The organism is Rhizobium nepotum 39/7, from assembly GCF_000949865.1.
GTDB lineage: Bacteria > Pseudomonadota > Alphaproteobacteria > Rhizobiales > Rhizobiaceae > Agrobacterium > Agrobacterium nepotum.
In genome coordinates this window covers 94,109-119,527 of sequence record NZ_JWJH01000017.1, presented here as the reverse complement: position 1 = coordinate 119,527, position 25,419 = coordinate 94,109, and the positions used below count along the sequence as shown (strand labels likewise).

Here is a 25,419-nt window from a genome sequence, read left to right as displayed (position 1 = left end):
CAGGACCTAGTTCTGATTATATGGCGTCCACGCCTGTTTCACCGGTACGGATGCGGATGACTTCCTCGATATTGGAAACGAAAATCTTTCCGTCGCCGATACGTCCAGTCTGCGCCGCATTGCGGATCGCCTCGATGACGGCTTCCGCATTCTCGTCCGCCAATACGACTTCGACTTTCACTTTCGGCAAAAAGTCCACGACGTACTCCGCTCCGCGGTAGAGTTCCGTGTGGCCTTTCTGACGACCAAAGCCTTTTGCTTCCGTGACCGTGATTCCCTGAAGTCCGACTTCCTGAAGGGCTTCCTTCACTTCATCGAGCTTGAAAGGCTTAATGATCGCTTCGATCTTTTTCATGAGAAAATATCTCTCCGCTTCTCCCGTTAAAGCAGGTAATTCCCGCTCTGCCACAAGAATGCACGTATTGTGCCAGATCGGAAGCGGGCTTGAAGAAAAAACTTCGCTTGCCCCGCCTTCCGGCACAAAATGCATTCGCTTTTCGCGGTTTCTCGGCCAATTTCTCGCTGAAACTCAAAAAATCCGTCATCGATTCTAGGGATTCGTATTATTTTAGTAATCTTTAATATTTGAAGATGCGCAGACGCCGCCTTAGTTGAATGATTATATTTTGTGCATTTGACTATTATTTCGCCTTGTCGATCTGCTTATTTTTTGGATCGATTGCCTTTCCGATGTTTTGAAGGGATGATCGGGCCATGAAGTCCCTGTCGCACCTCTTCCTCATCGACCCGGTGGCGATGGCCCGCATCGACGCGGCCGCCGATCAATCCTGCATTCCCCTTTACGATCTGATGGAGCGGGCGGGGCAGGCTGTCGCCGCCTCGGCCCTTCGCCATTACCCGCAGGCGGTGCGTTTCGTGGTGCTCTGCGGCGGCGGCAACAATGGCGGCGATGGTTACGTGGCGGCGCGCGCTCTTTTGCAAAGCGGTGCGGCGGTTGCGGTTCATCATCTCGGCGATGTCGCCGCGCTCAAGGGCGATGCGCGGACAGCTTTCGAGCGAAGCGGGGTGATGCCTTTGCCGCTGGGCGACTATACGCCGCTGGCGGGCGACGTGGTGATAGACGCGGTTTTCGGGGCTGGATTGTCCCGCGATATTCCACCGGAGCTTCATCGGGTGATCGATGCGGTGACTGACGCGGGCGCGCCGGTTCTCGCCGTCGATCTGCCGTCCGGTCTCTGCGGCAGGAGGGGCGTGCCGCTCGGTGCATCATTCAAGGCGGAGCGAACCGTGACGTTCGTGGGGCGCAAACCCGGCCATCTGTTGATGCCGGGGCGGGAATTGTGTGGGCTGCTTGAGGTTTTCGATATCGGCATTCCCGCCCGCATCCTTGCCGCTCATGCGGGATCGGTGGCGGAAAACGATCCGCTTGTCTGGCGCGACGCCCTGCCGCGTTCCGGGATGGAAACGCACAAGTTCCGGCGTGGACACCTCACCGTTTTTTCCGGCCCGCCGCATGCGACCGGGGCAAGCCGCATGACCGCGCTATCGGCGCTGAAGGCGGGAGCGGGCATCGTCACAATCGCTGCCCCGAAGCAAGCGCTCGATGTGCTTTCGGTGACGCTGACTGCGGTGATGAGTACTGGCATGGATGATGCCGACGATCTGCGGCGCTGGCTGGACGACAAGCGCCACGGCGCTTTCGTTCTCGGCCCCGGTTTTGGCGATCTCGAAAAGGCGCGGCAATTCGTGTCCCTGCTTGGTGATAGAGCGGTCGTGCTGGATGCCGATGCGATTACCGCTTTCAAGGATTGTGCGGAAACCCTGTTCGAGCGGATGACATCCGGCTCGGGAAAATTCGTGCTGACGCCACATGAGGGAGAGTTCGCGCGGCTGTTCCCCGATCTCGCTGCCGATACGGCATTGAGCAAGATCGAGAGGGCGCAGCTTGCCTCAGTGCGCAGCGGCGCGGTGCTGGTCTACAAGGGCGCGGATACGGTGATCGCCGCGCCGGATGGGCGTGCGCTGGTCAACAGCAACGCGCCGGTGAGCCTTGCGACAGCGGGGTCGGGCGATGTGCTGGCGGGCATTATTGGCGCATTGCTGGCGCAGGGAACGCCCGCCTTCGAGGCGGCCGCCGCCGGTGTCTGGCTGCATGGTGAAGCGGGCAGCAGGGCTGGCGCGGGCATGACGGCGGAGGATCTCGCCCATGCGGTGCGGCCGTTTGCGTGAATTTCGGGGTGGTGTGTTTATCCACACTCCGTCACCCCGGACCTGATCCGGGGTCCAGTGCGATCAAGTCTTTGATCGCAGGACAGTCCTTTTCGCGGGGCAGACGCGCCGTGGCTGGATGCCGGATCTAGTCCGGCATGACGGAGGAGAGGTTTTCATCCCTGAGGCACGCGCCAGCGGGTCTGAAGCATTAAAACCGCGTCTTCAGTGCGCGGCTTTGCCCTGGCTTGCCATTGCCATTCGCGACGCGCTGATTAGCAGTTTGCGCTCCGCGCGTTCCTGTTGCGGGGTGCGATTGTAGATTTCCCGATAACACTTGGAAAAATGCGAAGCGGAGACAAAACCGCAGGCGACCGCAACTTCGACCACCGGCATGGCTGATTGCACGAGCAGGTGGCGGGCGCGGTCGAGGCGGATTTCAAGGTAGTAGCGCGCGGGCGAACGGCCCATTTCCTGCCGGAACAGGCGCTCCACCTGCCGGCGCGACAGGTCGGCGGCGTCGGCGATGTCGAGCAGCGACAGCGGTTCGGAGAGGTTGCCTTCCATCAATTCGATGATCGACAGGACCTTGCTGTTCTGGACGCCGAGGCGGGCGCGCAGCGGCAGGCGCTGGCGGTCGTTGGGGCTGCGGACCCGGTCCGTCAATTGCTGCTCGCAGACGCGGTTGACGAGGTTTTCGCCGAAATCCTGGCCGATCAGGCTCAGCATCATGTCGAGCGAAGCCGTGCCACCGGCGCAGGTGTAGATGTTGCTGTCGACCTCGAAGAGATCGGCATAGACTTCGACCTGCGGGAAGGCTTCGGAAAAACCCGGCAGGTTCTCCCAGTGGATCGCGCAGCGTTTGCCGTTCAGCAGACCAGCCTGCGCGAGGATATGCGCGGCGGTACAGAGGCTGCCGATGGCGATGCCGCGATTATAGGCCTCGCGCAGCCAGGCATTGACGGATTTGTTGATATGCTGGTCGACATCGATGCCCGAACAGATGATAGCCATTTCGGCGCGGTTTTCACCGCTGACATATCGGCGCTCGTCGGCGAGACAGGTGTCGACCTCAAGACAGATGCCGCTTGATGACATGACCTTTTGGCCGTCGAGCGAGGAGATGCGCCATTCGTAAGCCTGATAGCCCAGCATGCGATTGGCGATGCGGAGGGTTTCAACGGCTGCGGCGAATGGCAGCAGGGTAAATTGCGGAATGAGATAAAAGACGATTGAGCGTTTCTTCTGGGAGTTCCTGCTCATTTGCCCGTGCTCCGTTGCGAATACGCAATTCCTCCCTTGGAATCGGTCTTCTGGATGTCCTGTTTCCGACATCTTTAACGAAAAATACGCCTTGGAATCCGGGCTGTCAAAAAATAGCTTTTGAAATATGCAAAATTTGCGACAAGCCCTTTAAAAAGGCGTTGTGTCGCATGTAAAACAGGCAAGTCATTTTACGCCTGTGCCGGGGCGTTGCGGGAAAAGCGGGGGGCTCGCAAGTCTTGAAACGGTTGCGAGCCACCGGTCAGGCATCATTTGCGGATGACGCGTATGCGGCTGCTGTCTGTCGTCGGCCATCCAATATCCTTCAATGTTTCGGGCGGCAATGCCTCCAGTGCGCGGAGCATCCTTGCGCGTTGTCGTGCCGCGTAAAGAGCCGACACCTGGGCGGACAGGCGATGGAGCCAGCCGCCGAACGAGGGACGGTGCGAAGAACGGCTCGCTGCCGGGAGATAATGTATCATGGTCATGGCTTTATCCTTTCCTGACCTACGATCCTGTTTGCGACTTCGGTATGCGCCTGCACGTTCCATCAAACAAGAGAATGAATTTTATGTCATTCATCAGCTTTACGAATGAATTTCCGACGCTTCCCGCCGGATTTTTCCGCCCGCCCGTTGAGAGATAAGCGCTTCATTCCGACAGGGCCGTGCTCGCCTTGTCCTTTGATGTCCCCGATGGTGCGCTCGTGTTGACAATCAATCAAACGAAATGATATCCATCTATAAATCAAAATATTTGAAGGTACGTGCCATGACCGTGACTTTCCGCCAACCCTTGCCGTTGCTGGACAACGACATATTGAGAACCTTCGTTGCGATTGCGGAAACGGGAAATTTCTCCACCGCTGCGGAGGTGGTGTTCAGGACGCCATCGGCCGTTTCCATGCAGATCAAAAAGCTGGAGGAACAGTTAAAGACGACATTGTTCCTGCGCGATGCGCGCTCTGTGACGTTGACGGCGCATGGGGAAACACTTCTGACCTATGCGCGCCGGATGATCGCGCTTTCAAACGAAGCCGTATCACGTTTCGTCATGCCCGAACTTTCCGGTGTGGTCCGGCTCGGCGCGCCGGAGGATATTGGTGAGCGCGGCTTGCTGCCCGGCATCCTCAAGCGTTTTGCCGAGGTTTTTCCCGGCATCATGATCGATGTCACGATCGATTCCAGTTCCAATCTCTACAAGCGCATGGATGAACGGCGGCTGGATCTGGCGCTGGTCAACTGTGCGTCACATCCGCTGAGGGATACTGGCGAAGTGCTGATGCGTGAGCGTCTCGTCTGGGCGGGTGCGAAATGCGGTACGGCCTATCTGCGCGACCCCTTGCCGATATCGATCTGGGAAGAGGGCTGCATCTGGCGCTCCGAAGCGATCAATTCGCTTGAAAAGCGCGGGCGCAATTTCCGCGTGGCCTATCTCAGCGGCCATACAATGGCACAGCGCGCGGCGATTGCCGCCGATCTCGCCATCGCGCCCTTGCCGCGTTCCTATGTGCAGAACGACATGGTCATTCTCAGCGACAAGGAAGGCCTGCCGGAACTCGGTTATTTCGATATTCGATTGATAACCGGCGAAAGACCCTCGCGCCCTATCCTTGCGGTCGCGGAAAGCATCCGCAATGCCTTCGTCGAAGTCGCCAAGGCGGCGTGACATAACCGGAATGCGCGACGGCCAGCGTCGTCGCGCCACGGGCAAAGGTGAGCCTTAGACCGCTACCGTGCCCAGCGTTGCTGAACAGTCCGTATCGCCAAATTGCCAGCTTCCGCGACCGATCAGCCAGTCGGCCGAGTTCTGCAATCCGCCAAACGGGAAAACGTGGATTTGCCGGATCAGACCCGCCGGATTTGCGTGCCAGTGTCGTTCGATCGGCCCGACCACGCTTTCCGGTGAATGGCCTTTCGCCAGCGTTGTCAGCGAGAGCGCGTTCTTCTTCAGATAAGCGATGGAATTGCCGACGCCGCAGAGTGCTGCATATTTCAGCAGCGTCGTGATCTTCGCCGGGCCGGAAACGCCGATATGCACCGGCAAATCGATGCCGGAGGCTGCAAGTCCTTCCGCCCAGGCGATGAAGCGCGCGGGGTCGAAGCCGAACTGGGTGACGATGCGCATCGCCGCATCGCTTCTTTCGGCAAAATCGCGTTTCAGCCTCAAGGCCGCCATCGCCGTCTCTTCACTGAAATCGGGGCTGCCTTCGGGGTGCCCGGCGATTGCGATGTGATTTATCCCGCAGCGATCGAAGATACCGGTCGCTAGCATGTCCATGCTGGAGGCGAAGGGACCGGCGGGCCTGTCGACGCCGCCGCCAACCACCAGCACATCCGATACGCCGGCTTCGCCCGCCAGCCGCTTCACCTGTTCCTCAAAATCCGCGCGAGAGGATATGCGCCGCGCCGCAAGATGCGGAACCGGCGTGTAGCCGAGATCGCGAAGATGTTTTGCGGCATCGACAAGCCTCTCCTGCGAGGCCTGTCCCGTGTCCGTCAGATAAACACGCACACCTTGCGGAAATAGACCGGCAAGATTTGCCGGGCCGAGCACCTGCGCGGGTGAAGCTTCGATGGAGGCGGCAATGGCGGGAGAGGTAGAGATATCGGGCAATTTGTATTTGGTCCTTTTTCACATCATGCACCGGTTTTTTGCCCAAGTCTTTGCCTGTTGCGGCAAGACAGCCCTGCATCTGCGACGAAGCTTGGCTTATTGTGTGCGCCTGATGGAATTGCTGATTTCCCTTACCAGATCCGTTTGGTGAGGCCGTTCCACAGCCAGGTCCAGATTGCCGGTGGAAACCGCAGAACCGATTTTCCGGGTGAGGGCGGCTTTGGCGCAAGGCTGCCGGACAGGGCATCCTCGATGGCGCTGACCGCAATATCGACAGAGGCGGCGGTCAGAAGCAGCGGGTAGGTGGCGATCGTATCGGAAGGCGAGGGCTTCAGCCGCTTTTCATACAGGGTGGCGCCAGTATCCACGCCCTTGTCGACCAGATGCACGGTCGCGCCGAAATTGCCCCGGTCCTTTTCCACCAGCGCCCAATAGCCGCCCATCTGGCCACGATAGGCCGGATTGATGCCGGCGTGGAAATTGATGACCGGGCATTGCAGGGCTTGAAGCGTCGCTGGGGTCAGCAGGCGGCAGGAGATGGTGAAGATCGCCGCCGGTTTCAGCCGGTTGACGGCATCGTGGCATTCCTCATCGTTGAGAGAGGCGACATGCGTGACGGGAACGGTGTGACCAAGATCGGGAGACAGCCCATGTTCGGCGATGATCTCGTTGGTTCTGCGAACCGTGAGGCGTTTGCCGAGCCGGGAGGCGATCATCGTCGCCATCTGGCCGGCAGCCGCGACCCAGCCGAGCCGCCGCGCCCGTCTCTTCAAAATCGTGGATTTGCTTTCCGGCTGCTCCACAAGAACATGGATATCCGGAAAACGGGCGGCAAGCGCGTTGATCATGACATTGGGGTTCAGGCCGCCTGCCGTCATGACCAGTAGCCGATTGTTTATCTCAGTCATGTCGCCCACACGATTTTCCCGAATGATGATCCAAGCGCCGAGTGTCCCCTGCTAACTTCAAAACCGTGTTAATTTTCACCGACGGTATTTTTTGAAATGCCGCTGGAACCGATTTTTGGGATTCACGTTATTGTGACGCATATTACATCGGCGCTTGCCGTGGACGGCAAGTCATAGGGGAGTAGTTTCACATGATCACACGCATTCTTTCGACCGTTTTCGTGGCTTTGCTGACTGTCGTAACCTTGAGTTCCTGCGGCAACACCATTCGTGGCATGGGCCGCGATACGGCGAACGCCGTCGATGCGACACAGGACGCCGGACATCGCGTCGATCGTGCAGCGCGTCGCTAACGGGCATCTCCCCATAAAATCCGGCGCCATCCGAACTTCGGCTGGCGCCTTTTCTTTGACCGCATTTCACCGTCAAAGTTCATGTTGTAAGAATCGCACCATCTATGCGGGCGAGAAGGCATGAGCGGACGATCTATGAAAAGACTGATGAGGTTGCTGCTGCCATTGCTGTTGCCGTTTTCGGCTGAGGCGGGCGGTCAGGCTGATTTCTGCACGACCATGGAACATGCGGGCGGGCGTTACACCGTCTGCAGTTTCGATCCGGGGAAAAGCACGATCCGGATCTACGACCGCGATCATGTCTCCGGTCAGGGATATCGTTCCTTCTCCGATCTTTCCTCCGCCCTTTGGCGGCAGCACATGTTCAGCGTCTTCGCCATGAATGGCGGCATGTATCATTCCGACTATTCGCCCGTCGGTCTCTTCATTGAAAACGGCGTCGAACGTTCGGCAATCAGCACAGGCGGCGGCTGGGGTAATTTTCATCTGCTGCCGAACGGCATCTTTTATCTGAAGGACGCCACGGCCGGCGTGCTGGAAACGCAGGCCTATCTGGCGGCCGGCCTGAAACCGGATTTCGCCACCCAGTCCGGGCCGATGCTGGTGATCGACGGAAAGCTGCATCCGCGATTTCTGCCCGATAGCGACAGCCTGAAGCGTCGCAACGGCGTTGGCGTCTCGCGCGACGGCAGGGTGCATTTCGCGATTTCGGAAAACACCGTGCGCTTTTACGATTTCGCCACGCTGTTCAGGGATGTGCTGGATGCGCCCAATGCGCTTTATCTCGACGGCACGATTTCCAGCGTCGATATTCCCGCGATGAAAAGGCGGGATACGCTGTTTCCCATGGGGCCGATCATCGCTGTCGTCGACCGGGTGCCCGACTAAGTCAGATCGGCGCCTTGGGATAGGCTTTTTCGAGACCCGCCGATGCCGTCAGCCCCTTGCGGAAGGCCAGATAGGCGGGGTGCTGGCTGGCTTTTGCCGCTTCCATCAGACGGATCTGCAACCGCACGGGTGCGTTACCGCCGAGCCATTCGCCCGCCGCCTCCAGTTTCAGGCTGTTGAGGAAGGGGGCGTCGGCCTGCCTGTCGAGATAGAGGTTGAGACCGGCGAGCAGGTTTTCATCCTGAAGCACGTTTTCCATCAAAAGCAGCACCCACGCCTTGTCCTCGCTTGCAAGCGAGACAAGTCTGGATGCGACCGTGTCGCGATCGGGAAAGGAAGATGTCTGCTGCATGAAATGACGAACCCCGTTGCCTCCGTTGAGTCGATAAGCCAGGGGCGGCCAGCTTTCAAGCTAGAACAATCCCGCCGGGGAAATTCCCCCTTAACGTGTCTGGCAGTGCGGTTTTCAACAGGCGTTTGTGCGAAGCCTTCATAAATCGGTTATACTTTGGTTCAAATTGAGGCGGATGGCAAAAACGGCGATCTGGAAGCCCCGTTCTAACGCCTTGTTTTTTCACATACCTATGCAATTGGCGAATGGCAGCCCGTCAAAAACGCCTTCATTTAGCCGCTTTTTGCATTTGCGTTCTGCGCCGGATTTTAATAAATGCTTCCCCCAACGGGCTAGGTCTTGAAGATCGCCCGGAGAGTGAATAGCTGGAGTAATCATGGAAGAAACCGCTCAGAAATCCTGTTGGGCCGTCACCTTGCGCGCGCTTGCAGGCTTTGCCGCATTTCTCGCATTGACGTACATTTTTGGCAGCCCATAAGCACTTCTCCTGAATGACGGGTTTTGAAACGGCGCGGTTTCCTCTGGAAACCGTGCTGTTTTCGTTTCTGCGACCCATATGTCGCAGCTGCACAAACCGCTGACGCTCTTTTGTGGCGATCCGTCCCGGCTTTGGATATGATGGCGGCGAAATCCATTGTCACTCAGGGTAAACCTCATGTTTCTTTCGGTCTTCGACGTCTTCAAGATCGGTATCGGTCCTTCCAGTTCCCATACGATGGGACCGATGACGGCGGCGAACCGCTTTCTCGCGCTGATCCTTGGCGATGAATGGCCGCGTCCGGCGGGTGCGGCTGTTTCGCGCCTGAAAGTCAGCCTGCACGGCTCTCTGGCCTTCACCGGCATCGGCCATGGCACCGGGCGCGCGGTCATTCTCGGCCTGACGGGCGAGCGGCCGGACCTCGTCGATCCCGACGCCATGGACGCCATCATCGAGAAGGTGGAAAAGGCCGGCACCGTGTCGCCGCCCGGCCATCCTTCCTATGAGTTCCGGCCGGCCGAAGATCTGGTCTTCGACAAGAAGAACCCGCTGCCGGGCCATGCCAACGGCATGATCTTTTCCGCCTTCGACAATCAGGGCAGGCTGCTCCTCAAGCGTATCTATTATTCCGTCGGCGGCGGTTTCGTCGTCACCGATACGGAACTGGAGGCGATCAAGCAGCGCGGCAAAACCATCGATAACGGTTCACGCGTGCCTTATCCTTTCGCCACGGCGCGGGAAATGCTGGACATGGCGGGCCGTTCCGGCCGCACCATCGCCCAGATGAAACGCGCCAACGAGGAAACCGTGGTTTCCCGCGACGAGCTGAACGATCGGCTCGACCAGATCTGGGAAGCGATGAACGGCTGTATCGAGCGGGGGCTGAAGGTCGACGGCATCATGCCGGGCGGCCTGAAGGTGCGTCGTCGCGCCCGCTCCATCTATGAGAAGCTGAACGAGGAATGGCGCAGCAACCGGCTCAATCCCGTCATGGCGAATGACTGGCTCAGCGTCTATGCCATGGCCGTGAACGAGGAAAACGCCGCCGGCGGGCGCGTGGTCACCGCGCCGACCAATGGTGCCGCCGGTGTCGTTCCCGCCACCGTCCGGTATTTCCGGCATTTCCACGAGGATGCGAGTGTCGATGACGTCCGCGATTTTCTGCTGACGGCGGCCGCCATCGGCGGCATCATCAAGCACAATGCCTCCATCTCTGGTGCTGAAGTCGGCTGTCAGGGCGAGGTTGGGTCCGCAGCCGCGATGGCGGCGGCAGGCCTTGCCGCCGTCATGGGCGGTTCGCCCGAGCAGATTGAAAATGCCGCCGAAATCGCGCTCGAGCATCACCTCGGCATGACCTGCGATCCGATCGCCGGGCTGGTGCAGATACCCTGCATCGAGCGCAATGCGCTAGGTGCCGTGAAAGCGGTGACGGCGGCCTCGCTGGCGCTGAAGGGCGACGGCCAGCATTTCGTGCCGCTCGATGCCTGTATCGAAACCATGCGCCAGACCGGCAACGACATGAACGAGAAATACAAGGAAACCTCCACAGGCGGTCTTGCCGTCAACGTTGTGGAATGCTGAGCGGGCAGGGCGTCGGGCATGGTCCACATGCTTGACGCCCGCTGCAAAAAGGCATTGATAAGCATATGCCTCTACATCTTATAAAACTTTGCGTCGGTGCGGATTCACTCCAGGATTTGAGGGACTGGGTCGCGCATCGTTCGCTGACCGCGATTGCCGCAGGCCTTGAGCCGCACAGCGTTCACACCACCCGGATGCTTCCAAAACGTGTTGAAGAATTGCTGGACGGTGGTTCGCTCTATTGGGTCATCAAGGGGCAGGTGCAGGCGCGGCAGAAACTTCTCGATATCCGCTCCTTCAAGGGAGAAGACGGGATTAGCCGCTGCGATCTCATTCTCGGCCCCGAGGTGATCGAGACCTCGCCCGCACCGAAGCGGCCGTTTCAGGGCTGGCGTTACCTCAAGGACAACGAGGCCCCACGCGATCTCGGCGGCGGTGATTTCGGCGGCGAGGAGATGCCCTCCGACCTCAAGCGGGAACTGGCCGAGCTTGGCCTGCTCTGACGGTCAGCGGATGTGATGAAAATGAAAAAGCCGGCTTCCTCGCGGAGCCGGCTTTTTCATCGGGGGAGACGGGTATTTTCGTTTGGTTGACTGGCTTCAGTTGATGCCGCCGACCGCATTGGTGGCGCGGCCATCCTGAATTTTCACCCAACGACCGGGATTGGCGGTGTCCTGGCGCTTCAGATAGGTATATTCGGTCTCCGACCAGTTCATGACCTTGTTGCGCATGTTGTCGAGGACGAAATCACCGCGATCGGTGCGAACGGTCAGAACTGCATGGCCTTCGCCATTCGGCTGCAGAACCACCGTGATCAGCAGGTTGCCGGCGGAGAAGCCCTTGTTCATCAGCATCTTGCGCTTCAAAAGCACGAAATCTTCACAATCACCGACCGTGGTGGGATAGGCCCAGCGTTCTTCGACACCGTAGATTTCCATGTCGGTCATCGGGGTGATCGTGGTGTTGACGGTATAATTGACGTCGAGCATCGTCTTCCAGCGCTCTTCGGTCAGCTTCATGGGGCCGTTATCCAGCGATGTCGGCTGGCATTCGCTCTGATAGGTCTGGCAGAACTCGTAATGGCCGATCGGCGGGTTGGCCTTGCCGATCACGCGCATGGCGGCAGACGGCGATGCGCTGGCCTGATGTGCGAAAGCGCTGACGATGAATGCGATCAGAAAGAAACCGAAACGGTTGTTTTTGTTCATTGCTTGTCTCCCCGTGTTGAGGAGACATTCGCAGGTATATTTTGACCCGGCGGAAATTTAGGTGAGGCAATTTGAGCTTATATTTCAGCAAATTAGCCACTATTTTGAACAGTATTTGAGTGAGTTTTTACGCGTGTTTGAAGCAAGTTTTATTACAATTTTACGCATCTCGACCTTAGGTTTTTGGTAGCCATTTAGGCCGCTGTATTAAAAGCGGTTTTCGGCACAGAGATATTTTTGTGATCCTGGGTGGCTAGGCCGAGGAGCGTATCGAAGACGCGGATTTCCCGTTTTGGGATTGGTGTTTCAAGTCGAGACGGGGCGAAAAGGCTGCGAAAAAAACTTCAAAAAACTGGTTTTTTCTTGGGAAAAGTGCCTCGAGCCGGTTTTTCCCGTGCGGTTTTGCGCGAGAACTAACGCGAAATGGAGCGCGTCAGGCGCCTTGACCGGACAGCACGGCATTCGATTTCAATGGAATCCACACTGCGGGAAAGTTGTATTTTAAACTGTCGGCGCAAATGCACGAGCTGCTTTTTGTAGACTGGAGCACTCTCCTCCCGTCATACCGGCCTTGAACCGGAATGCGGTCGACGCGCGTCTGCGTGGCGGGAAAAGTTCTTTCAGCCCAAAGATTGGGCTGGTTGGTTCCGGCTCAAGGCTGGAATGACGGAAAGCGATAGCCGTGACGTTATCTGGCAAACGCAGCATTTGCCGCACAGATACATTGCTCGGTAGTGCTACTGGAAATGATCTAGAGAAATTCGATCAGGGCGTCGGGCGACTGGACCCGGTCGAATTCGACCGCGACGCCTTCCATGAAGTGGCGAACGATCTTGCCGCTCATGTTCTTGCCGAGCTGGACCCTGGTTCCGAGCGGCGGCCGGTTTTCGATCTCGATGGCTGCACCTGACAGAGACAGGTCGATCAGGCGGCAGGCGAGAAGCACGCCGTCTTCCCGCACGAGATGTGCTCTTGTGTTGCGCGGTGTCAGGCGGTCGTGGCGACGGTCTTCCGGCAGGCCGAGCAACTGGCGCTTGGCGATCCATGCGAGCTGGGCGGCGAGCTTTTCCCGTTTGCGCTCCGGCGCATTGATGGCGATGACGAAGCCCGATGCGGTGAGCGATGTCACCGCGCCTTCGATGCGACCGATATGCTGGAGATAGGCGATGACGCGATCGCCATTGCGGGTAATACCCGAGCAGCTGAACTGCGCTCTTTCGGCGGTCATCTCGGTCGCCGTGCAATCATATTCCTCGTGGTCGGGCAACATCAGGCGGCCGGTGAAGGACACACGGACGGGATCGTCGAAGTGGGCTTCTTCAACTGGACGCAAGATTTGGGCAGTGTTGACCGAACGGGATGAGAACATGGACAGCGCAATTGTAAAGAATGATGATGGGAAATCTCTACTCCGCCCGGGTTAACAGACTGTATTGTTTAACCCTTACAATTTTTCGGATCAGTAAAATCGTTACAGCTTTGACGTATTTCATGCGAAATTGCGAGGTGGCTGCACGCCACGCACCTTCGCCATGCGGGGCGGGATGGGCCCGTCAAATGGGGTTACAGCGCGCGGCTTTGCAGCAGTTCCGAATTTGCAGGGCGTTCTTTCGGCGCAAGGTCCATGCGCAGCAGGCGGCTGCTTTTCATCAAAAGGCAGTTGATGGGCGCGGCGAATTCGTGGCGCGGCCGTTCCGGCAGCAGCGCGCCAAGCAGCCTCGGCGCGGCGTCATTATCGGAGCGCAGCGGCAACAGCAGCATTTCGAATGCCAGCGGCGCGGCGCCATAGTCGTCCTCCGCTTCGATATCGAACACCACGGGTAACTGGTGTTGCAGGATGCCGCGTGCGACACGGCAAGGGAATGTGGCGTTTGCCGCCGGCCACAATTCCGAAAACGGGCGATCCCGCAATTCCCGGCCGAACAGGTCGCAGAGACGCGTGCCGGCAAGGCGGAAGAACGGCACCTTCTCTCCCTTGTCCGCGAGGATGAAGAGGTCGCCGAGATGATGTTTCAATTTCGCGGGATCGATGTCCTCGCGGCGAGGCGCGGACTTCTTGCCGCGCAACTCGTCCCAATAGGCATATATGTCCAGTCCGCCCATGCTCTTCATGGCATCGTTCTCCATGTTCGTTTTTGGGACATCATGTCCACCCGAACGTCTGTTCCTTGTGGTGTAGCGAATTTCATGCCAAGCGATTTTGTTAAGGTTAACAAATGGTTGAGATTGCGTGGCGACACCGGGCATGGCATCGCTACGGCCATATCGGGGACAGGCTCCGGTCAGCACAATTGATGCCTCCCGCCGTGGCTTTACGGCTGGAGCGCAAGCCGGACTGCCTCGGGTACAGGTGCTGGAACCGCTTGCGGTTTCGCATCGGACGCTCCCAAAGGCAGGACGGCTTTTTTTTTGTCCGGGCTTCCTATATTGCTCGGAGGACGCAAATTTCCACGAAGACAGGGATGGAATCATGTCCAATGGCGACGGCGAACAGCCGCCGGTTTCGGAAACTTCGGAACCGAGAGAGGACGCACACAATCCCGTCTTCAACCTGCCGCCGCTTCTGGTCGGCATACTGGTGGCGCTGTTCGCCGCCTTCGTGGTTCCCGCCTATCTTCTGTCGGACGATGGCAACGGCTGGTCCATCTTCACCTTCGGCTTCATTCCGCTGCGTTACGCAGTGCCTTTTTCCCAGCAGGGGCTGGAATGGCTTTGGACGCCGGTGACATATTCTTTCCTGCACGGCGGCATCGAGCATATTCTTTTTAACGGATTGTGGCTGATGGCCTTCGGCGCGCCCGTTCTGCGCCGGATCGGAACGCTTCGCTTCGTGCTGTTATGGTGCATATCCGCCGCCGTTTCGGCCTTTGGCCACGCGGCGCTGAACTGGGGCGATGCCACGGTTCTGATCGGGGCGTCCGGCGTCGTTTCGGCGCTGATGGGCGCCGCATGCCGCTTCGCTTTCCCTTCGCGCGGCGGCTACAGCGCCTCCTTTGGCCATCTGATGCCGAGGCAGAGCATTCTGGCGGCGCTTTCGAACAGGACCGTCCTGATCTTCACGCTGATGTGGCTTTTCGGCAATGTCCTGATCGCGGTCGGCGTGCCGCTGGTCGGCGATGTCGGTGGTGAAATCGCCTGGGATGCGCATGTCTTCGGCTTCTTGCTCGGCTTCCTCTTTTTCGGCCTGTTCGATCGTCCGATCCGGGAAAGTATTTCCGGTGAAGGTGCCGAATACCGGCTCTAGGGCGATCACGTTCCTTGTCGGCCGTGGCGCAAATTTGCTTGCGCAGGTCCCATCCGGGATTGCAATCAAACAGGCCTCAGCGCACCATGTTGCATGATTTGCAACCGCGGGGAGACTTCGTCGCGCTGCGGATTGCTGACAGGAGGAGGAAAGCATGGCAACATTCGTAAAAGATCTTCTCGACCGCAAGGGCCGGGATGTCGTGACCGTGGGTCCGGGCGTAAGCATCGGCGAGGCGGCGGGAACGCTGCACGCACACAAGATCGGTTCCGTCGTCGTGACGGATGCCGACGGCGTCGTTCTCGGCATTTTCACGGAACGTGATCTAGTGAAGGCCGTGGCGGGCCAGGGTGCCGCTGCTCTCCAGCTATCCGTCTCTGTAGCCATGACCAAGAACGTCATCCGCTGTCATCACAATTCCACCACCGACGAGTTGATGGAGATCATGACCGGCGGACGGTTCCGCCATATCCCGGTCGAAGAGAATGGCCGACTTGCCGGCATCGTCTCCATCGGTGACGTGGTGAAGGCGCGGATCGGCGAGATCGAGGCCGAGGCCGAACATATCAAGGCCTATATCGCTGGATGAGGCCCGCAGCACTCGCAGCGATCTCGGTGGCTCTTGATCTCCGTTGTCTTGTAATCGGCAAAGATTTCTGATGCCGAAACTTCTCACATCCCTCATTCCTGTGACAAGCACATGGATGAGGGCTTGGGGTGTCTTCAGCGGCGGAAAGCCTGCTGCATACGCTCCAGTTCGGGAATGCGGGAGCGCGTTTCCTCGTATCCCCTGTCGATGGCTTCGCTGGCGCGATGGAATTCCGACAGGCCGATATCGTTGATGCGGGGATGCAGCATGAGGTCGGGCGGGTCGCCCGCCAGACGCGAGCGCGAGATCCTGTCCTGAATGATATTGAAGGCCTGCACCATGACGCCGGGCAGGCCGGGGCGTGGTGGGCTGTCCAGTGACGGCGCGGCTCCATTGGGCGGAGAGGAGGCGTGCTTGACCACGGCGGAGCGGCCGAAGAGGTCGTAATTGAGATTGACGGCGACGACGAGCGCCTGCTCATAGGCCCGGCAGACCGAAACCGGCACGGGATTGACGAGCGCGCCGTCGATCAGGGTGCGGCCGTTGCATTGCACCGGTTCGAAAATGCCCGGCAGCGCATAGGATGAGCGAAGCGCGGTGACGAGGTCGCCCTGATGGATCCAGACTTCGTGGCCGGTGCGCAATTCCGTGGCGACGGCGATGAAAGGATGCTCGAGGTTTTCGACGCGCAGGCCTTCCAGATGTTCCTGCATGCGCTTGGTCAGCCGCATGCCGCCGAAGAGACCGCCACCGCCGATCGTCAGATCGAGCAGGCCGGCAATGCGGCGCATCGTCAGCGAGCGGGCGAATTCCTCCAGTTCATCGAGCTTGCCGGCCAGATAACAACCGCCGACCAGAGCCCCGATCGAGGTGCCGGCAATCATGCCGATCTTCACACCGGCCTCGTCGAGCGCTCTCAGGACGCCGATATGTGCCCAGCCGCGCGCGGCCCCGCCGCCGAGCGCAAGGGCGATCCGGCGCGTATCAACGATTTCGTTGACGATGTTCTCGGGATTTCGCGGCGCGAGAGGATTGTGACGATTGCTTCCCCAGCCCAACATGATCGTACACTCCCAGCCAACTCCTCGGACCCGGTCAGTTCGTTCCCGAATCCTGAATTATTGGTAGCAAATTGGTGCGGCGGATGAAAGGTCGCCGTTCATGTGCCCGAATAGGTGCTCGCCGGATCGAAATGGCGGGTATCGTCGGTGATTTTGGTCACAGCATCGCCGTCGGCCAATTCAACCGTGCGGTAAAAGCAGGAGCGGCGGCCGGTATGGCAGGTTGCGTCATGACCGGCGACGGAAACCTTCAGCCACACGGCGTCCTGATCGCAATCGGTGCGGAATTCCTTCACCGTCTGCAAGTTGCCGGAGGTTTCGCCCTTCTTCCAGATTTTGTCGCGCGAACGGCTGTAATAGTGCGCGATGCCGGTTTCCAGCGTCAGCGACAGGGCTTCCGCATTCATATGGGCAACCATCAGCAATTCGCCGTCGCGCGCATCGGTGACCACGGCGGTGACAAGGCCGTGGGCATCGAATTTCGGCGAGAACAGGCCCGCATTTTCGAGCACTTCCTTGTCCGCGGAGGCGGATGGAAAGGGAATGGACATGGCAACCCCAGAAGCTGACGGAAAACTAGCGGTTCCGCACCATGGTCATGAAGCGCACCTGCTCGGCCGGATCGTTCTTGAAAGTGCCGGTGAAGCTGGTGGTGAGGGTCGTGGACCCCTGCTTGTTTACGCCGCGCATGGACATGCACATATGTTCGGCGTCGATCATGACGGCCACGCCACGCGGTTTCAGCGTTTCCTCGATGGATCTTGCGATCTGCGCGGTCATGTTTTCCTGCGTCTGCAGGCGGCGGCCGAAGATTTCGACGACGCGGGCGATCTTCGACAGGCCGAGTACGCGCCCGGCCGGAAGATAGGCGACATGCGCCTTGCCGACGATCGGCACCATGTGGTGTTCGCAATGGGAGAAGAAGGGGATGTCGCGCACCAGCACCACATCGTCATAACCGCCGACTTCCTCAAACGTCGTGCCGAGCACGTCCTGAACGTTCAGCTCATAACCGGCGAACAGCTCGCGATAGGCCTTGGCGACGCGCTTGGGCGTATCCAGAAGTCCTTCGCGGGCGGGGTTTTCTCCTGCCCAGCGCAGAAGAACACGAACTGCTTCTTCCGCTTCTGTCTGACTTGGGCGAGCCTCGGCCACATCGGGTTTTGCGCCAGCGCCGGGGAAATTCTTCACGATCGCATCCATTTCGTCTCTCCCGATACGGGTCAAGGCCGCACCTGAACTTTGTTTTTCGTCGCGGGGACTTTGCCCGCCATTGCTGCTATCTGGTTGTTTTACAGCATTTTGGCAAGTCCGATGCTAATATTTCGGTATCGGAGCCGTTAATAAGACAACAGCTTGATGTCCAGAAAGCTCGTTAGCATATAATGAGAATGAAGGGCAGGAAAGCTTCACTGCGACAAACGCTGTGTTTGAAAAATTCGACCTGTCCCGTTTTTGGGCATTCTTGAACGCGCCGGATACCTGACGATGGACGATATCTACAACAATCGAATTCTGGAATTCGCCGGAAATATTCCGCTGACCGGTGTGCTTGATGATGCCGATGCCAGCGCGGAAAAACACTCGCGGCTGTGCGGCTCCAAACTCAAGGTCTATCTGAAGGTCGAAGGCGGCATCGTCACGGCTTTTTCACATGAGGTTCGTGCCTGTGCGCTCGGCCAGGCCTCCGCCTCGATCATGGCGCATCATGTTATCGGCGCGTCCAGTGGCGAAATCCGGCAGGCGCGCGAAGACATGCTCGCCATGCTGAAACAGGGCGGCGAGGGGCCGAGCGGCCGTTTCGAGGATATGCGGGTGCTTTCACCCGTCCGGAATTTCAAGGCCCGCCACGCCTCGACCATGCTGACCTTCGAAGCCGTGGTCGACGCGCTCGACCAGATCGAAGAGCGGCCGGTTCTGAACGCTGCGGGTTAGGCGATGTGCGGCGAACCGGATTGTGGACATCAGAAGACGGCGGAAAAGGTCGGACGATCCCGTAACTGGGGCGGGGCCTTTGCGAAGACGCCGGGCCGTCTTTTCGGCGTCGGCTTCATTCGCCTCTATCAGCTGACTTTGTCGGGCTTTGTCGGAAATTCCTGCCGCCATATCCCCACCTGTTCCGAATATGGTTATGAGGCCATAGCGCGCCACGGGCTATGGCCGGGCGGCTGGATGACGCTGTTCCGCGTCGCGCGTTGCGGCCCCGGCGGCACGAGCGGGCTGGACCCCGTTCCGGAAACGCTGGCCGTCAACAAACATTGGTGGACGCCCTGGCGTTATTGGACGCTGCACCGATGACTTATGTCGCCCTCCTGCACAGCATCGTGCTTGGCGCCGGCAAGCGGCTCATCATGGCCGATCTGCGTGAAATGGCGCAGGAGCTGGGTTTTGGCGAATGCAGGACGCTGGTCGCAACCGGTAATCTGGTCTTTCATGCACCGGCGGCCCCTGCGCGCGAAATCGAGGATGTGCTGGAGCGTGCCTTTGAAGAACGTTTCGGCAAACATGTGGATATTCTCGTTCGTTCGGATGGCGACTGGCTGGCATTGACGGCTGCTAACCCGTTTCCGGAGGGTAATCCGCCCGATGTCTGCGTTCGGGTGATGCGCGAGCCGCTGAACGACGATGTTCTCGGGTTTTTGGAGACGTATCGCCAAAAGGAGAGGATCGCCGTTGTCGGCGGCGACCTTTGGATCGACTTTTGCGGCAAGCCGAGCGAGAGCCGGCTTCTCTCGGTGCTGACCACGAAGAGGCTTGGCATCGGCACGACACGCAACGCCAATACCGTCAAGGGAATTGCCGAAATGCTTCGTTGAATTGCCGTTCGCCTTTGACTGGAACGGGAAAATTCTTTATCAGCCTGCCTGCCCGTCTTGCGAGGAGGGCGTTCATTTTATTCCAACACCACCCGCATTCGTTGGCGGGACTGGATCAGGAGAAGTAGACCATGTCACAGACCGTTTCCCTTACATTCCCCGATGGTTCCGTACGCAGCTATCCCGCCGGCACGACCGGCCGCGAGGTCGCCGAATCCATCTCCAAATCGCTTGCGAAGAAGGCTGTCGCCATTGGGCTGGACGGCACTCTGCGCGATTTGTCCGAAGCAATCACCGATGGCAAGATAGAAATCGTCACGCGTGAGGACAGCCGTGCGCTGGAACTCATCCGCCACGATGCCGCCCACGTCATGGCCGAGGCCGTGCAGGAACTGTGGCCCGGCACGCAGGTGACGATCGGCCCGGTTATCGAGAACGGTTTCTATTACGACTTTGCCAAGAACGAGCCTTTCACGCCGGAAGATCTGCCGAAGATCGAAAAGCGGATGAAGGAAATCATTCAGCGCAACAAGCCGTTTACCCGCGAAATCTGGCCGCGCGAAAAGGTGAAGGAAGTCTTCGCCGCCAAGGGCGAGAACTACAAGGTCGAGCTGGTCGACGCCATTCCCGAAGGTCAGGATCTGAAGATCTATTACCAGGGTGACTGGTTCGATCTTTGCCGCGGCCCGCATATGGCGTCCACGGGGCAGATCGGTACCGCCTTCAAACTTATGAAGGTGGCCGGCGCCTATTGGCGTGGCGACAGCAACAACGCGATGCTGTCGCGCATCTACGGCACCGCCTGGGCGACGCAGGAAGAGCTGGACAATTATCTGCACGTTCTGGCTGAAGCCGAAAAGCGCGACCACCGCCGTCTTGGCCGCGAAATGGACCTGTTCCATTTTCAGGAAGAAGGTCCGGGCGTCGTGTTCTGGCACGGCAAGGGCTGGCGCATGTTCCAGACGCTGACGGCCTATATGCGCCGGCGTCTCGCCAATACCTATCAGGAAGTCAACGCGCCGCAGGTGCTGGACAAGTCGCTGTGGGAAACCTCCGGTCACTGGGGCTGGTATCAGGAAAACATGTTCGCGGTGAAATCCGCCCATGCCTTTACCCATCCCGATGACGAGGATGCCGATCAGCGCGTCTTTGCCTTAAAGCCGATGAACTGCCCAGGTCACGTCCAGATCTTCAAGCATGGTCTGAAGTCTTACCGCGAAATGCCCGTGCGTCTTGCGGAATTCGGCAATGTTCATCGCTATGAGGCGTCGGGTGCGCTGCATGGGCTGATGCGCGTTCGCGGCTTCACGCAGGACGATGCGCATGTTTTCTGCACGGAAGAGCAGATGGCGGCGGAATGCCTGCGTATCAACGACCTGATCCTCTCGGTCTATGAAGATTTCGGTTTCAGCGAGATCGTCGTCAAGCTTTCGACCCGCCCGGAAAAGCGCGTCGGTTCCGACGATCTGTGGGACCGTGCCGAAAGCGTGATGCTGGAGGTTCTGAAGACCATCGAGGAACAGTCCGGCGGCCGCATCAAGACCGGCATTATGCCGGGCGAGGGTGCTTTCTACGGGCCGAAGTTCGAATATACGCTGAAGGACGCCATCGGCCGTGAATGGCAATGCGGCACGACGCAGGTGGACTTCAACCTGCCGGAACGTTTCGGCGCATTCTATATTGACCAGAATTCCGAAAAGACGCAGCCGGTGATGATCCATCGCGCCATCTGCGGCTCGATGGAGCGCTTCCTCGGTATCCTGATCGAGAACTTTGCCGGTCACATGCCCTTGTGGTTCGCGCCGCTTCAGGTCGTTGTGGCGACGATCACGTCGGATGCGGACGATTACGGCCGCGAGGTTGCCGAAGCGCTGCGCGAGGTTGGCATGGCGGTCGAGACCGACTTCCGCAACGAGAAGATCAACTACAAGGTTCGCGAGCATTCGGTGACCAAGGTTCCGGTCATCATCGTCTGCGGACGCAAGGAAGCGGAAGAGCGCACCGTCAACATCCGCCGTCTCGGTTCGCAGAACCAGACGCCGATGTCGCTCGAAGACGCGATTACAAGCCTCGTGGAAGAGGCGACGCCGCCGGATGTGAAGCGCAAGCTTGCTGCGAAAAAGCGGATTGCCTGACAAAAACAACGGCCCCTTCGGGGGCCGTTTTCGTTTGGATGTGGTGCGGCACTGGCATAGGCAGCGCATTCACTTCCGTCACCCCGGACTTGATCCGGGGTCCAGTGCGATCAAGTCCTTGATCGCGAAAGAGTCTTCTCACGGCGCAGACGCGCCGTGGCTGGATGCCGGATCAAGTCCGGCATGACGGATAAGCTGTAGTGACGGCTACTCGAAATCGCCGGTCATGTCTTCCGGTGCCTGATCCTTCATCAGCACTTCCACATCGGAGTCCCGACCGGACGTGACCTTGAAGTTGCGCTGGTAGACCTTTTCCTTGTTGCGGGCGATGGCGGTATATTCGCCTTCCGCCAGAACCATGGTCGAAAACGCGCTGACGCTTTCGTTCACCACGTCGCCGCCGCCGTTCAGCACCGACCAGGCCGTATCGGCAATGGCCTCGCCGCCCTCTTCGGAAACGAGCTTGAGGGTGATCTGCGCTGCCTGATGCTGGAGGGTCGCCTCGGTCAGCTTGCCGGCTTCCACCTGGATATCGGCGCGCACGACCGCATTGACGTTGCCGTATTCGGAAACCACGTGATAGGTGCCGGCATTGAGGCGGACGATGGTGTTGGGCTTGATGTCGGCCATCACAAGGCCGCGCTCGCCATCCGGCCGGGCGTCCGACGAATAGATGGAAAATTTGAGCTGGTTGCCGGAAATCTGCTTGTCGGCGCCTGCGACCGCATTCAGCACGAAACCGCCGGCATCGAGAATCAGCACCTGTTTCTGGACATTGCCGGAACTTGGAACATTGAGTTTCTTGGTAACGCCCGCGCGTCCGAAGGCGACGTTGACGAAATATTCGCCGGGCACCAGATGAAACTGCGCCGAACCGCCCTCGGAACTTGCCAGCATCGGCAATTTTCCGTCAGCGCCGGGAATGGGGCTGAAGACGCGCCAGGAAAGGCCTTCCTTCACCGCTTCGCCTTCGCTTGTCAGCTTGGCTTCCATGGCGATATCGCGGCTGGTGGTTGCCGGGGCATTCGGGGCGGAAGGGGCGGTGAAAGCATTGAGTTTCGGCATTTTCGGCGTGCCGCCGAGCTGCTTGAAATCCTTGAAAGCGTCTTGCGAAAACGCTGCCTGTGATAAAACGGCGATCGCGGCGAACGCAATGGTCAGACGTGCCGCGAATTTGATTGCCGACATTTTCGATACCAATTGACTTCTTGATTTTCCCGGACCACTTCAAAACCAATGCCGTGGCTATTTCAAGGCCCATAATTTCGCGAAGACAGCAGAATGGAAGATTTTTGATCATGACAAGCGATATCAAGCTTCTCGACTATCTCAAGGTTCGCCGCTCCACACCCGCTTTGCAACTGAGCGAGCCGGGACCGTCGAAAGCGGAAATCGAGGAAATCCTGCGCCTTGCCGTGCGCGTGCCGGATCACGGCAAGCTGGCACCCTGGCGTTTCGTCGTTTATCGCGGCGAAGATCGTGTGCGCCTCGGCGAGGCGGCGCTCCGGATCGCGCTTGAGAAGAACCCCGAACTGGACCTTCAGCAGCAGGACGCGGAGCGCACCCGGTTTACCCGCGCGCCTGTCGTCATCGCCGTCATCAGCACTGCCAAACCGCATTTCAAGATCCCGGAATGGGAACAGGTCATGTCCGCAGGTGCGGTGTGCCTCAACGTCATCTTCGCCGCCAATGCCAATGGTTTTGCGGCAAACTGGCTGACGGAATGGCTTGCTTTCGACCCGGCCTTCCTGTTGGAACTGGGAGTTGCCGCAGACGAAAAGGTCGCTGGATATATCCACATCGGTTCAACGACATTCCCGCCGGTGGAGCGGCCGCGGCCGGAGCTTGCCGACGTGGTCACCTGGGTTGGGGACGTCTGATGTTCTACACCACCGACACCAACCAGCACGGCCTGCCGCACGATCCTTTCAAGGCTATCGTCGCGCCCCGGCCGATCGGCTGGATCGGCTCGAAAGGCCGGGACGGCTCTCTCAACCTGTCGCCCTATTCGTTTTTCAACGCGATTTCGGACCGACCGAAGCTGGTGATGTTTTCCTCCAGTGGACGGAAAGACAGCCTGCGCAATGTCGAGGAGACCGGCGTCTTCACCGCCAACCTCGTCAGCCGCCACCTGATCGACCGGATGAACGCGTCTTCCGCACCGGTTGCCTATGATGTCGATGAATTCCGGCTGGCCGGTCTGACGGCAGTGGACGGGCGGGCGGTGGATGCGCCTTTCGTGGGTGAGGCATTGGCCGTTCTGGAGTGCCGCATGACCGAGGTCATCCAGCTGAAGGACATCGACGGCAAGCCGTCGGATTCCTGGATGGTGCTGGGGCAGGTCATGGCGATCCATATCGACGATGCGATCATTCGCGATGGCCGCATCGATATGGGGCTCGCGCGTCCGGTGGCGCGCATGGGCTATATGGATTACTGCGACGGCGGCAGCGATGTCTTTCAGCTGCAGCGTCCTTCTACTACGCCGCAAATATAGTTCTTCGCCGGCAACGGTTAAATTTTATGGTGAACCAAACGTAAACCATTTGCGCCTAAAGTTTTATACATGGTGGCGGCAATGATGCCGTCATCCATTGTTGCGAATGTGTTTCGAGGCTCAGGTGATCGTACAGGCATTTCTTCGCTGGTCTGAAAAGGCTGGATCGACCGAGCGGGCGAAGGCTGCCAATGCTCTCGGGCGCGCCTATCTGCATTCCGACATGGCGCGGGAAAACCGCGATGCCGCCTATATGGCGATGACCTATCTTCTTGACGATCCTTCGCCGCGTGTGCGGCTGGCGCTTGCCGAGGCGCTGGCGGATGCCCAGGATGCCCCGCGCGCCATTCTCGTTTCGCTTGCCGAAGACCAGCCGGAAATCGCCTGCACCGTGATCGCCCGTTCGCCGGTTCTCACCGAGGCTGATCTGGTCGATCTTGCCGGGCGCGGCGAAAGCCTCACCCGTGCCCTCATCGCCGCAAGGCCGCGTCTGCCGCGCGGCGTCTGCGCAGCGCTCGCCGAAGTCGGGGATTTGCCGGAAACGATCATCCTTCTTGAAAACGAAGATGCCTTCATCACGCCGTTTTCGTTGCGGCGTATCGCCCAACGCCACGGCTCGGACGCCGATATCCGCGCCCTGCTGCTTTACCGCGAGGCGCTGCCGGCCGATGCCCGCCATCTGCTGATGGGGCGCATAAGCGAGGCCTTGGCGGGTTCGGCGCTGGTCCATGCCCTGATCGCGCGCAACCGCGCCAACGGCATTTTCCGCGAAGCGGAAGATTCCGCCACCATCCTCATCGCCGGCAATGTTTCTTCGCCTGAATTGCCGGTGCTGGTGGAGCATCTGCGGCAGAAGCTGGAACTGACACCGGCGCTGCTCATCCACGCCGTCTGTTCGGGCAGGCTGGAGTTTTTCACGGCGGCCATGGTCAATCTCTCAGGCCTCGACGACCGCAAGGTGCGCGCTATCCTCGCAACCGGACGACCGCATGCGCTGAAAGCGCTGTTTCAGTCCGTCGGTCTTTTCGGCGATGTCGTCGACGTTTTCATGGAAGCGACGCTGATGTGGCGCCGTGCTGCCCGCTCGCATCTGGCGCAGGCCGCAGCTTCCGTCTCTGCCGAACTGCTTGCACATTTCCGCGAAGTCGACGGTTCCGAAACGCTTTTCGAACTGCTGCATGCCGTGCGCAAGCTCGCCATCGCCGAAGAGCGACAGAAGGCGCGGAACTATGCGGAAGCGCTGACGGTCGAGGCGGCCTGA

Annotated in this window: 28 protein-coding genes; 15 read left to right on the top strand and 13 right to left on the bottom strand. The window is 59.1% G+C overall.

The genetic code is table 11. The annotated features are described in order from the left end of the window. Nucleotides 1–16: 16 nt before the first annotated feature. Nucleotides 17–355, bottom strand: a complete 339-nt coding sequence (locus RS75_RS17755) for a P-II family nitrogen regulator (protein WP_003508042.1) — start codon at nucleotides 353–355, stop codon at nucleotides 17–19. Nucleotides 356–714: 359 nt separating this feature from the next. Here RS75_RS17755 and RS75_RS17750 point away from each other — a divergent pair, with 359 nt between their 5' ends. After that, nucleotides 715–2,190: a bifunctional ADP-dependent NAD(P)H-hydrate dehydratase/NAD(P)H-hydrate epimerase gene (locus tag RS75_RS17750; protein WP_045022658.1), complete on the top strand. Its 1,476-nt coding sequence runs from the start codon at nucleotides 715–717 to the stop codon at nucleotides 2,188–2,190. A gap of 204 nt (nucleotides 2,191–2,394) precedes the next feature. On the opposite strand, the gene RS75_RS17745 is transcribed toward RS75_RS17750, so the two are convergent. Both RS75_RS17745 and RS75_RS17740 read right to left on the bottom strand, forming a co-directional pair. Next, nucleotides 2,395–3,432: a GlxA family transcriptional regulator gene (locus tag RS75_RS17745; protein WP_045022657.1), complete on the bottom strand. Its 1,038-nt coding sequence runs from the start codon at nucleotides 3,430–3,432 to the stop codon at nucleotides 2,395–2,397. Nucleotides 3,433–3,701: 269 nt separating this feature from the next. Further along, entirely contained in the window at nucleotides 3,702–3,920 is a 219-nt protein-coding gene (locus RS75_RS17740) for a DUF1127 domain-containing protein (RefSeq protein WP_045022656.1), read from the bottom strand. A 241-nt stretch (nucleotides 3,921–4,161) separates the two neighbouring features. Here RS75_RS17740 and RS75_RS17735 point away from each other — a divergent pair, with 241 nt between their 5' ends. Next, on the top strand, nucleotides 4,162–5,100 hold the full coding sequence (locus RS75_RS17735; protein ID WP_003515711.1) for a LysR family transcriptional regulator: 939 nt from the start codon (nucleotides 4,162–4,164) through the stop codon (nucleotides 5,098–5,100). A gap of 54 nt (nucleotides 5,101–5,154) precedes the next feature. Here the strand turns inward: RS75_RS17735 and RS75_RS17730 are convergent, their stop codons facing one another. Both RS75_RS17730 and RS75_RS17725 read right to left on the bottom strand, forming a co-directional pair. Then, nucleotides 5,155–6,048 carry a methylenetetrahydrofolate reductase gene (locus RS75_RS17730; protein WP_045022654.1) on the bottom strand — a complete coding sequence of 298 codons (894 nt, stop codon included), beginning with the start codon at nucleotides 6,046–6,048 and terminating at the stop codon, nucleotides 5,155–5,157. A 131-nt stretch (nucleotides 6,049–6,179) separates the two neighbouring features. Next, complete coding sequence (locus RS75_RS17725) at nucleotides 6,180–6,956, bottom strand: formyl transferase (protein WP_045023177.1); 777 nt, start codon at nucleotides 6,954–6,956, stop codon at nucleotides 6,180–6,182. A 191-nt stretch (nucleotides 6,957–7,147) separates the two neighbouring features. Between RS75_RS17725 and RS75_RS17720 the strand changes: the two genes are divergently transcribed. After that, nucleotides 7,148–7,309 (top strand): entericidin domain-containing protein, encoded by a 162-nt coding sequence (locus tag RS75_RS17720; protein ID WP_045022653.1) that lies wholly within the window; start codon nucleotides 7,148–7,150, stop codon nucleotides 7,307–7,309. Nucleotides 7,310–7,444: 135 nt separating this feature from the next. Beyond that, nucleotides 7,445–8,197 (top strand): phosphodiester glycosidase family protein, encoded by a 753-nt coding sequence (locus RS75_RS17715; RefSeq protein ID WP_200893648.1) that lies wholly within the window; start codon nucleotides 7,445–7,447, stop codon nucleotides 8,195–8,197. 1 nt (nucleotide 8,198) lies between these two features. Here RS75_RS17715 and RS75_RS17710 read toward each other — a convergent pair whose 3' ends face one another. Further along, nucleotides 8,199–8,549, bottom strand: coding sequence for a hypothetical protein (locus RS75_RS17710; protein WP_045022650.1), 351 nt, complete (start codon nucleotides 8,547–8,549; stop codon nucleotides 8,199–8,201). A gap of 655 nt (nucleotides 8,550–9,204) precedes the next feature. On the opposite strand from RS75_RS17710, the gene RS75_RS17705 reads away from it, so the two are divergent. Next, nucleotides 9,205–10,608 (top strand): L-serine ammonia-lyase, encoded by a 1,404-nt coding sequence (locus RS75_RS17705; RefSeq protein ID WP_045022648.1) that lies wholly within the window; start codon nucleotides 9,205–9,207, stop codon nucleotides 10,606–10,608. Between the two features lie 65 nt (nucleotides 10,609–10,673). Continuing rightward, entirely contained in the window at nucleotides 10,674–11,111 is a 438-nt protein-coding gene (locus RS75_RS17700; RefSeq protein ID WP_045022646.1) for a DUF1489 family protein, read from the top strand. Nucleotides 11,112–11,207: 96 nt separating this feature from the next. Here the strand turns inward: RS75_RS17700 and RS75_RS17695 are convergent, their stop codons facing one another. From RS75_RS17695 to RS75_RS17685, 3 genes are all read right to left on the bottom strand, one after another. After that, nucleotides 11,208–11,816, bottom strand: a complete 609-nt coding sequence (locus RS75_RS17695; protein ID WP_045022645.1) for a transglutaminase-like cysteine peptidase — start codon at nucleotides 11,814–11,816, stop codon at nucleotides 11,208–11,210. Between the two features lie 751 nt (nucleotides 11,817–12,567). Next, nucleotides 12,568–13,185 carry a PilZ domain-containing protein gene (locus RS75_RS17690; RefSeq protein WP_045022643.1) on the bottom strand — a complete coding sequence of 206 codons (618 nt, stop codon included), beginning with the start codon at nucleotides 13,183–13,185 and terminating at the stop codon, nucleotides 12,568–12,570. Between the two features lie 194 nt (nucleotides 13,186–13,379). Beyond that, nucleotides 13,380–13,928 carry a PAS domain-containing protein gene (locus RS75_RS17685; protein WP_045023175.1) on the bottom strand — a complete coding sequence of 183 codons (549 nt, stop codon included), beginning with the start codon at nucleotides 13,926–13,928 and terminating at the stop codon, nucleotides 13,380–13,382. Nucleotides 13,929–14,286: 358 nt separating this feature from the next. Here RS75_RS17685 and RS75_RS17680 point away from each other — a divergent pair, with 358 nt between their 5' ends. Continuing rightward, nucleotides 14,287–15,060, top strand: coding sequence for a rhomboid family intramembrane serine protease (locus tag RS75_RS17680; RefSeq protein WP_045022642.1), 774 nt, complete (start codon nucleotides 14,287–14,289; stop codon nucleotides 15,058–15,060). 154 nt (nucleotides 15,061–15,214) lie between these two features. Beyond that, the gene (locus RS75_RS17675; protein WP_045022640.1) at nucleotides 15,215–15,649 is read left to right on the top strand and encodes a CBS domain-containing protein; all 435 of its coding nucleotides are present in this window, start codon (nucleotides 15,215–15,217) and stop codon (nucleotides 15,647–15,649) included. 134 nt (nucleotides 15,650–15,783) lie between these two features. Here the strand turns inward: RS75_RS17675 and RS75_RS17670 are convergent, their stop codons facing one another. The 3 genes from RS75_RS17670 to folE all read right to left on the bottom strand — a co-directional run bounded on the left by RS75_RS17670 (nucleotide 15,784) and on the right by folE (nucleotide 17,913). Then, nucleotides 15,784–16,710 (bottom strand): patatin-like phospholipase family protein, encoded by a 927-nt coding sequence (locus RS75_RS17670; RefSeq protein ID WP_045022639.1) that lies wholly within the window; start codon nucleotides 16,708–16,710, stop codon nucleotides 15,784–15,786. Between the two features lie 98 nt (nucleotides 16,711–16,808). Then, complete coding sequence (gene hisI, locus RS75_RS17665; RefSeq protein WP_045022638.1) at nucleotides 16,809–17,261, bottom strand: phosphoribosyl-AMP cyclohydrolase; 453 nt, start codon at nucleotides 17,259–17,261, stop codon at nucleotides 16,809–16,811. Between the two features lie 25 nt (nucleotides 17,262–17,286). Continuing rightward, nucleotides 17,287–17,913: a GTP cyclohydrolase I FolE gene (gene folE / locus RS75_RS17660; protein WP_003515674.1), complete on the bottom strand. Its 627-nt coding sequence runs from the start codon at nucleotides 17,911–17,913 to the stop codon at nucleotides 17,287–17,289. A gap of 285 nt (nucleotides 17,914–18,198) precedes the next feature. Between folE and RS75_RS17655 the strand changes: the two genes are divergently transcribed. From RS75_RS17655 to thrS, 4 genes are all read left to right on the top strand, one after another. Next, complete coding sequence (locus RS75_RS17655) at nucleotides 18,199–18,645, top strand: iron-sulfur cluster assembly scaffold protein (RefSeq protein WP_045023173.1); 447 nt, start codon at nucleotides 18,199–18,201, stop codon at nucleotides 18,643–18,645. 3 nt (nucleotides 18,646–18,648) lie between these two features. Beyond that, nucleotides 18,649–19,008, top strand: a complete 360-nt coding sequence (gene yidD, locus RS75_RS17650) for a membrane protein insertion efficiency factor YidD (protein ID WP_045022636.1) — start codon at nucleotides 18,649–18,651, stop codon at nucleotides 19,006–19,008. After that, nucleotides 19,005–19,526, top strand: a complete 522-nt coding sequence (locus RS75_RS17645; protein ID WP_045022634.1) for a DUF1697 domain-containing protein — start codon at nucleotides 19,005–19,007, stop codon at nucleotides 19,524–19,526. The genes yidD and RS75_RS17645 overlap by 4 nt, the downstream gene beginning before the upstream one ends. 131 nt (nucleotides 19,527–19,657) lie before the next feature. After that, nucleotides 19,658–21,661 (top strand): threonine--tRNA ligase, encoded by a 2,004-nt coding sequence (gene thrS, locus RS75_RS17640; RefSeq protein WP_045022632.1) that lies wholly within the window; start codon nucleotides 19,658–19,660, stop codon nucleotides 21,659–21,661. A 207-nt stretch (nucleotides 21,662–21,868) separates the two neighbouring features. On the opposite strand, the gene RS75_RS17635 is transcribed toward thrS, so the two are convergent. Continuing rightward, nucleotides 21,869–22,849 (bottom strand): hypothetical protein, encoded by a 981-nt coding sequence (locus tag RS75_RS17635; RefSeq protein WP_045022630.1) that lies wholly within the window; start codon nucleotides 22,847–22,849, stop codon nucleotides 21,869–21,871. A gap of 110 nt (nucleotides 22,850–22,959) precedes the next feature. On the opposite strand from RS75_RS17635, the gene RS75_RS17630 reads away from it, so the two are divergent. The 3 genes from RS75_RS17630 to RS75_RS17620 all read left to right on the top strand — a co-directional run bounded on the left by RS75_RS17630 (nucleotide 22,960) and on the right by RS75_RS17620 (nucleotide 25,419). Beyond that, nucleotides 22,960–23,541, top strand: coding sequence for a nitroreductase family protein (locus RS75_RS17630; protein ID WP_045022628.1), 582 nt, complete (start codon nucleotides 22,960–22,962; stop codon nucleotides 23,539–23,541). Then, complete coding sequence (locus RS75_RS17625; RefSeq protein ID WP_045022626.1) at nucleotides 23,541–24,158, top strand: flavin reductase family protein; 618 nt, start codon at nucleotides 23,541–23,543, stop codon at nucleotides 24,156–24,158. The genes RS75_RS17630 and RS75_RS17625 overlap by 1 nt, the downstream gene beginning before the upstream one ends. A 106-nt stretch (nucleotides 24,159–24,264) precedes the next feature. Then, nucleotides 24,265–25,419 (top strand): DUF2336 domain-containing protein, encoded by a 1,155-nt coding sequence (locus tag RS75_RS17620; protein WP_045022625.1) that lies wholly within the window; start codon nucleotides 24,265–24,267, stop codon nucleotides 25,417–25,419.

Bases quoted from the DNA above. Each gene is read 5' to 3' on its own strand.
- RS75_RS17710 (WP_045022650.1), bottom strand. From the start codon at position 8,549: ATGCAGCAGACATCTTCCTTTCCCGATCGCGACACGGTCGCATCCAGA.
- RS75_RS17675 (WP_045022640.1), top strand. From the start codon at position 15,215: ATGGCAACATTCGTAAAAGATCTTCTCGACCGCAAGGGCCGGGATGTC.
- folE (WP_003515674.1), bottom strand. From the start codon at position 17,913: ATGGATGCGATCGTGAAGAATTTCCCCGGCGCTGGCGCAAAACCCGAT.
- RS75_RS17680 (WP_045022642.1), top strand. From the start codon at position 14,287: ATGTCCAATGGCGACGGCGAACAGCCGCCGGTTTCGGAAACTTCGGAA.
- RS75_RS17755 (WP_003508042.1), bottom strand. From the start codon at position 355: ATGAAAAAGATCGAAGCGATCATTAAGCCTTTCAAGCTCGATGAAGTG.
- RS75_RS17690 (WP_045022643.1), bottom strand. From the start codon at position 13,185: ATGTTCTCATCCCGTTCGGTCAACACTGCCCAAATCTTGCGTCCAGTT.
- RS75_RS17695 (WP_045022645.1), bottom strand. From the start codon at position 11,816: ATGAACAAAAACAACCGTTTCGGTTTCTTTCTGATCGCATTCATCGTC.
- RS75_RS17715 (WP_200893648.1), top strand. From the start codon at position 7,445: ATGAAAAGACTGATGAGGTTGCTGCTGCCATTGCTGTTGCCGTTTTCG.
- RS75_RS17625 (WP_045022626.1), top strand. From the start codon at position 23,541: ATGTTCTACACCACCGACACCAACCAGCACGGCCTGCCGCACGATCCT.
- RS75_RS17720 (WP_045022653.1), top strand. From the start codon at position 7,148: ATGATCACACGCATTCTTTCGACCGTTTTCGTGGCTTTGCTGACTGTC.
- RS75_RS17740 (WP_045022656.1), bottom strand. From the start codon at position 3,920: ATGACCATGATACATTATCTCCCGGCAGCGAGCCGTTCTTCGCACCGT.
- RS75_RS17705 (WP_045022648.1), top strand. From the start codon at position 9,205: ATGTTTCTTTCGGTCTTCGACGTCTTCAAGATCGGTATCGGTCCTTCC.
- yidD (WP_045022636.1), top strand. From the start codon at position 18,649: ATGTGCGGCGAACCGGATTGTGGACATCAGAAGACGGCGGAAAAGGTC.
- RS75_RS17645 (WP_045022634.1), top strand. From the start codon at position 19,005: ATGACTTATGTCGCCCTCCTGCACAGCATCGTGCTTGGCGCCGGCAAG.
- RS75_RS17735 (WP_003515711.1), top strand. From the start codon at position 4,162: ATGATATCCATCTATAAATCAAAATATTTGAAGGTACGTGCCATGACC.
- RS75_RS17635 (WP_045022630.1), bottom strand. From the start codon at position 22,849: ATGTCGGCAATCAAATTCGCGGCACGTCTGACCATTGCGTTCGCCGCG.
- RS75_RS17745 (WP_045022657.1), bottom strand. From the start codon at position 3,432: ATGAGCAGGAACTCCCAGAAGAAACGCTCAATCGTCTTTTATCTCATT.
- RS75_RS17655 (WP_045023173.1), top strand. From the start codon at position 18,199: ATGGACGATATCTACAACAATCGAATTCTGGAATTCGCCGGAAATATT.
- RS75_RS17670 (WP_045022639.1), bottom strand. From the start codon at position 16,710: ATGTTGGGCTGGGGAAGCAATCGTCACAATCCTCTCGCGCCGCGAAAT.
- RS75_RS17750 (WP_045022658.1), top strand. From the start codon at position 715: ATGAAGTCCCTGTCGCACCTCTTCCTCATCGACCCGGTGGCGATGGCC.
- RS75_RS17700 (WP_045022646.1), top strand. From the start codon at position 10,674: ATGCCTCTACATCTTATAAAACTTTGCGTCGGTGCGGATTCACTCCAG.
- thrS (WP_045022632.1), top strand. From the start codon at position 19,658: ATGTCACAGACCGTTTCCCTTACATTCCCCGATGGTTCCGTACGCAGC.
- hisI (WP_045022638.1), bottom strand. From the start codon at position 17,261: ATGTCCATTCCCTTTCCATCCGCCTCCGCGGACAAGGAAGTGCTCGAA.
- RS75_RS17725 (WP_045023177.1), bottom strand. From the start codon at position 6,956: ATGACTGAGATAAACAATCGGCTACTGGTCATGACGGCAGGCGGCCTG.
- RS75_RS17685 (WP_045023175.1), bottom strand. From the start codon at position 13,928: ATGAAGAGCATGGGCGGACTGGACATATATGCCTATTGGGACGAGTTG.
- RS75_RS17620 (WP_045022625.1), top strand. From the start codon at position 24,265: ATGTGTTTCGAGGCTCAGGTGATCGTACAGGCATTTCTTCGCTGGTCT.
- RS75_RS17630 (WP_045022628.1), top strand. From the start codon at position 22,960: ATGACAAGCGATATCAAGCTTCTCGACTATCTCAAGGTTCGCCGCTCC.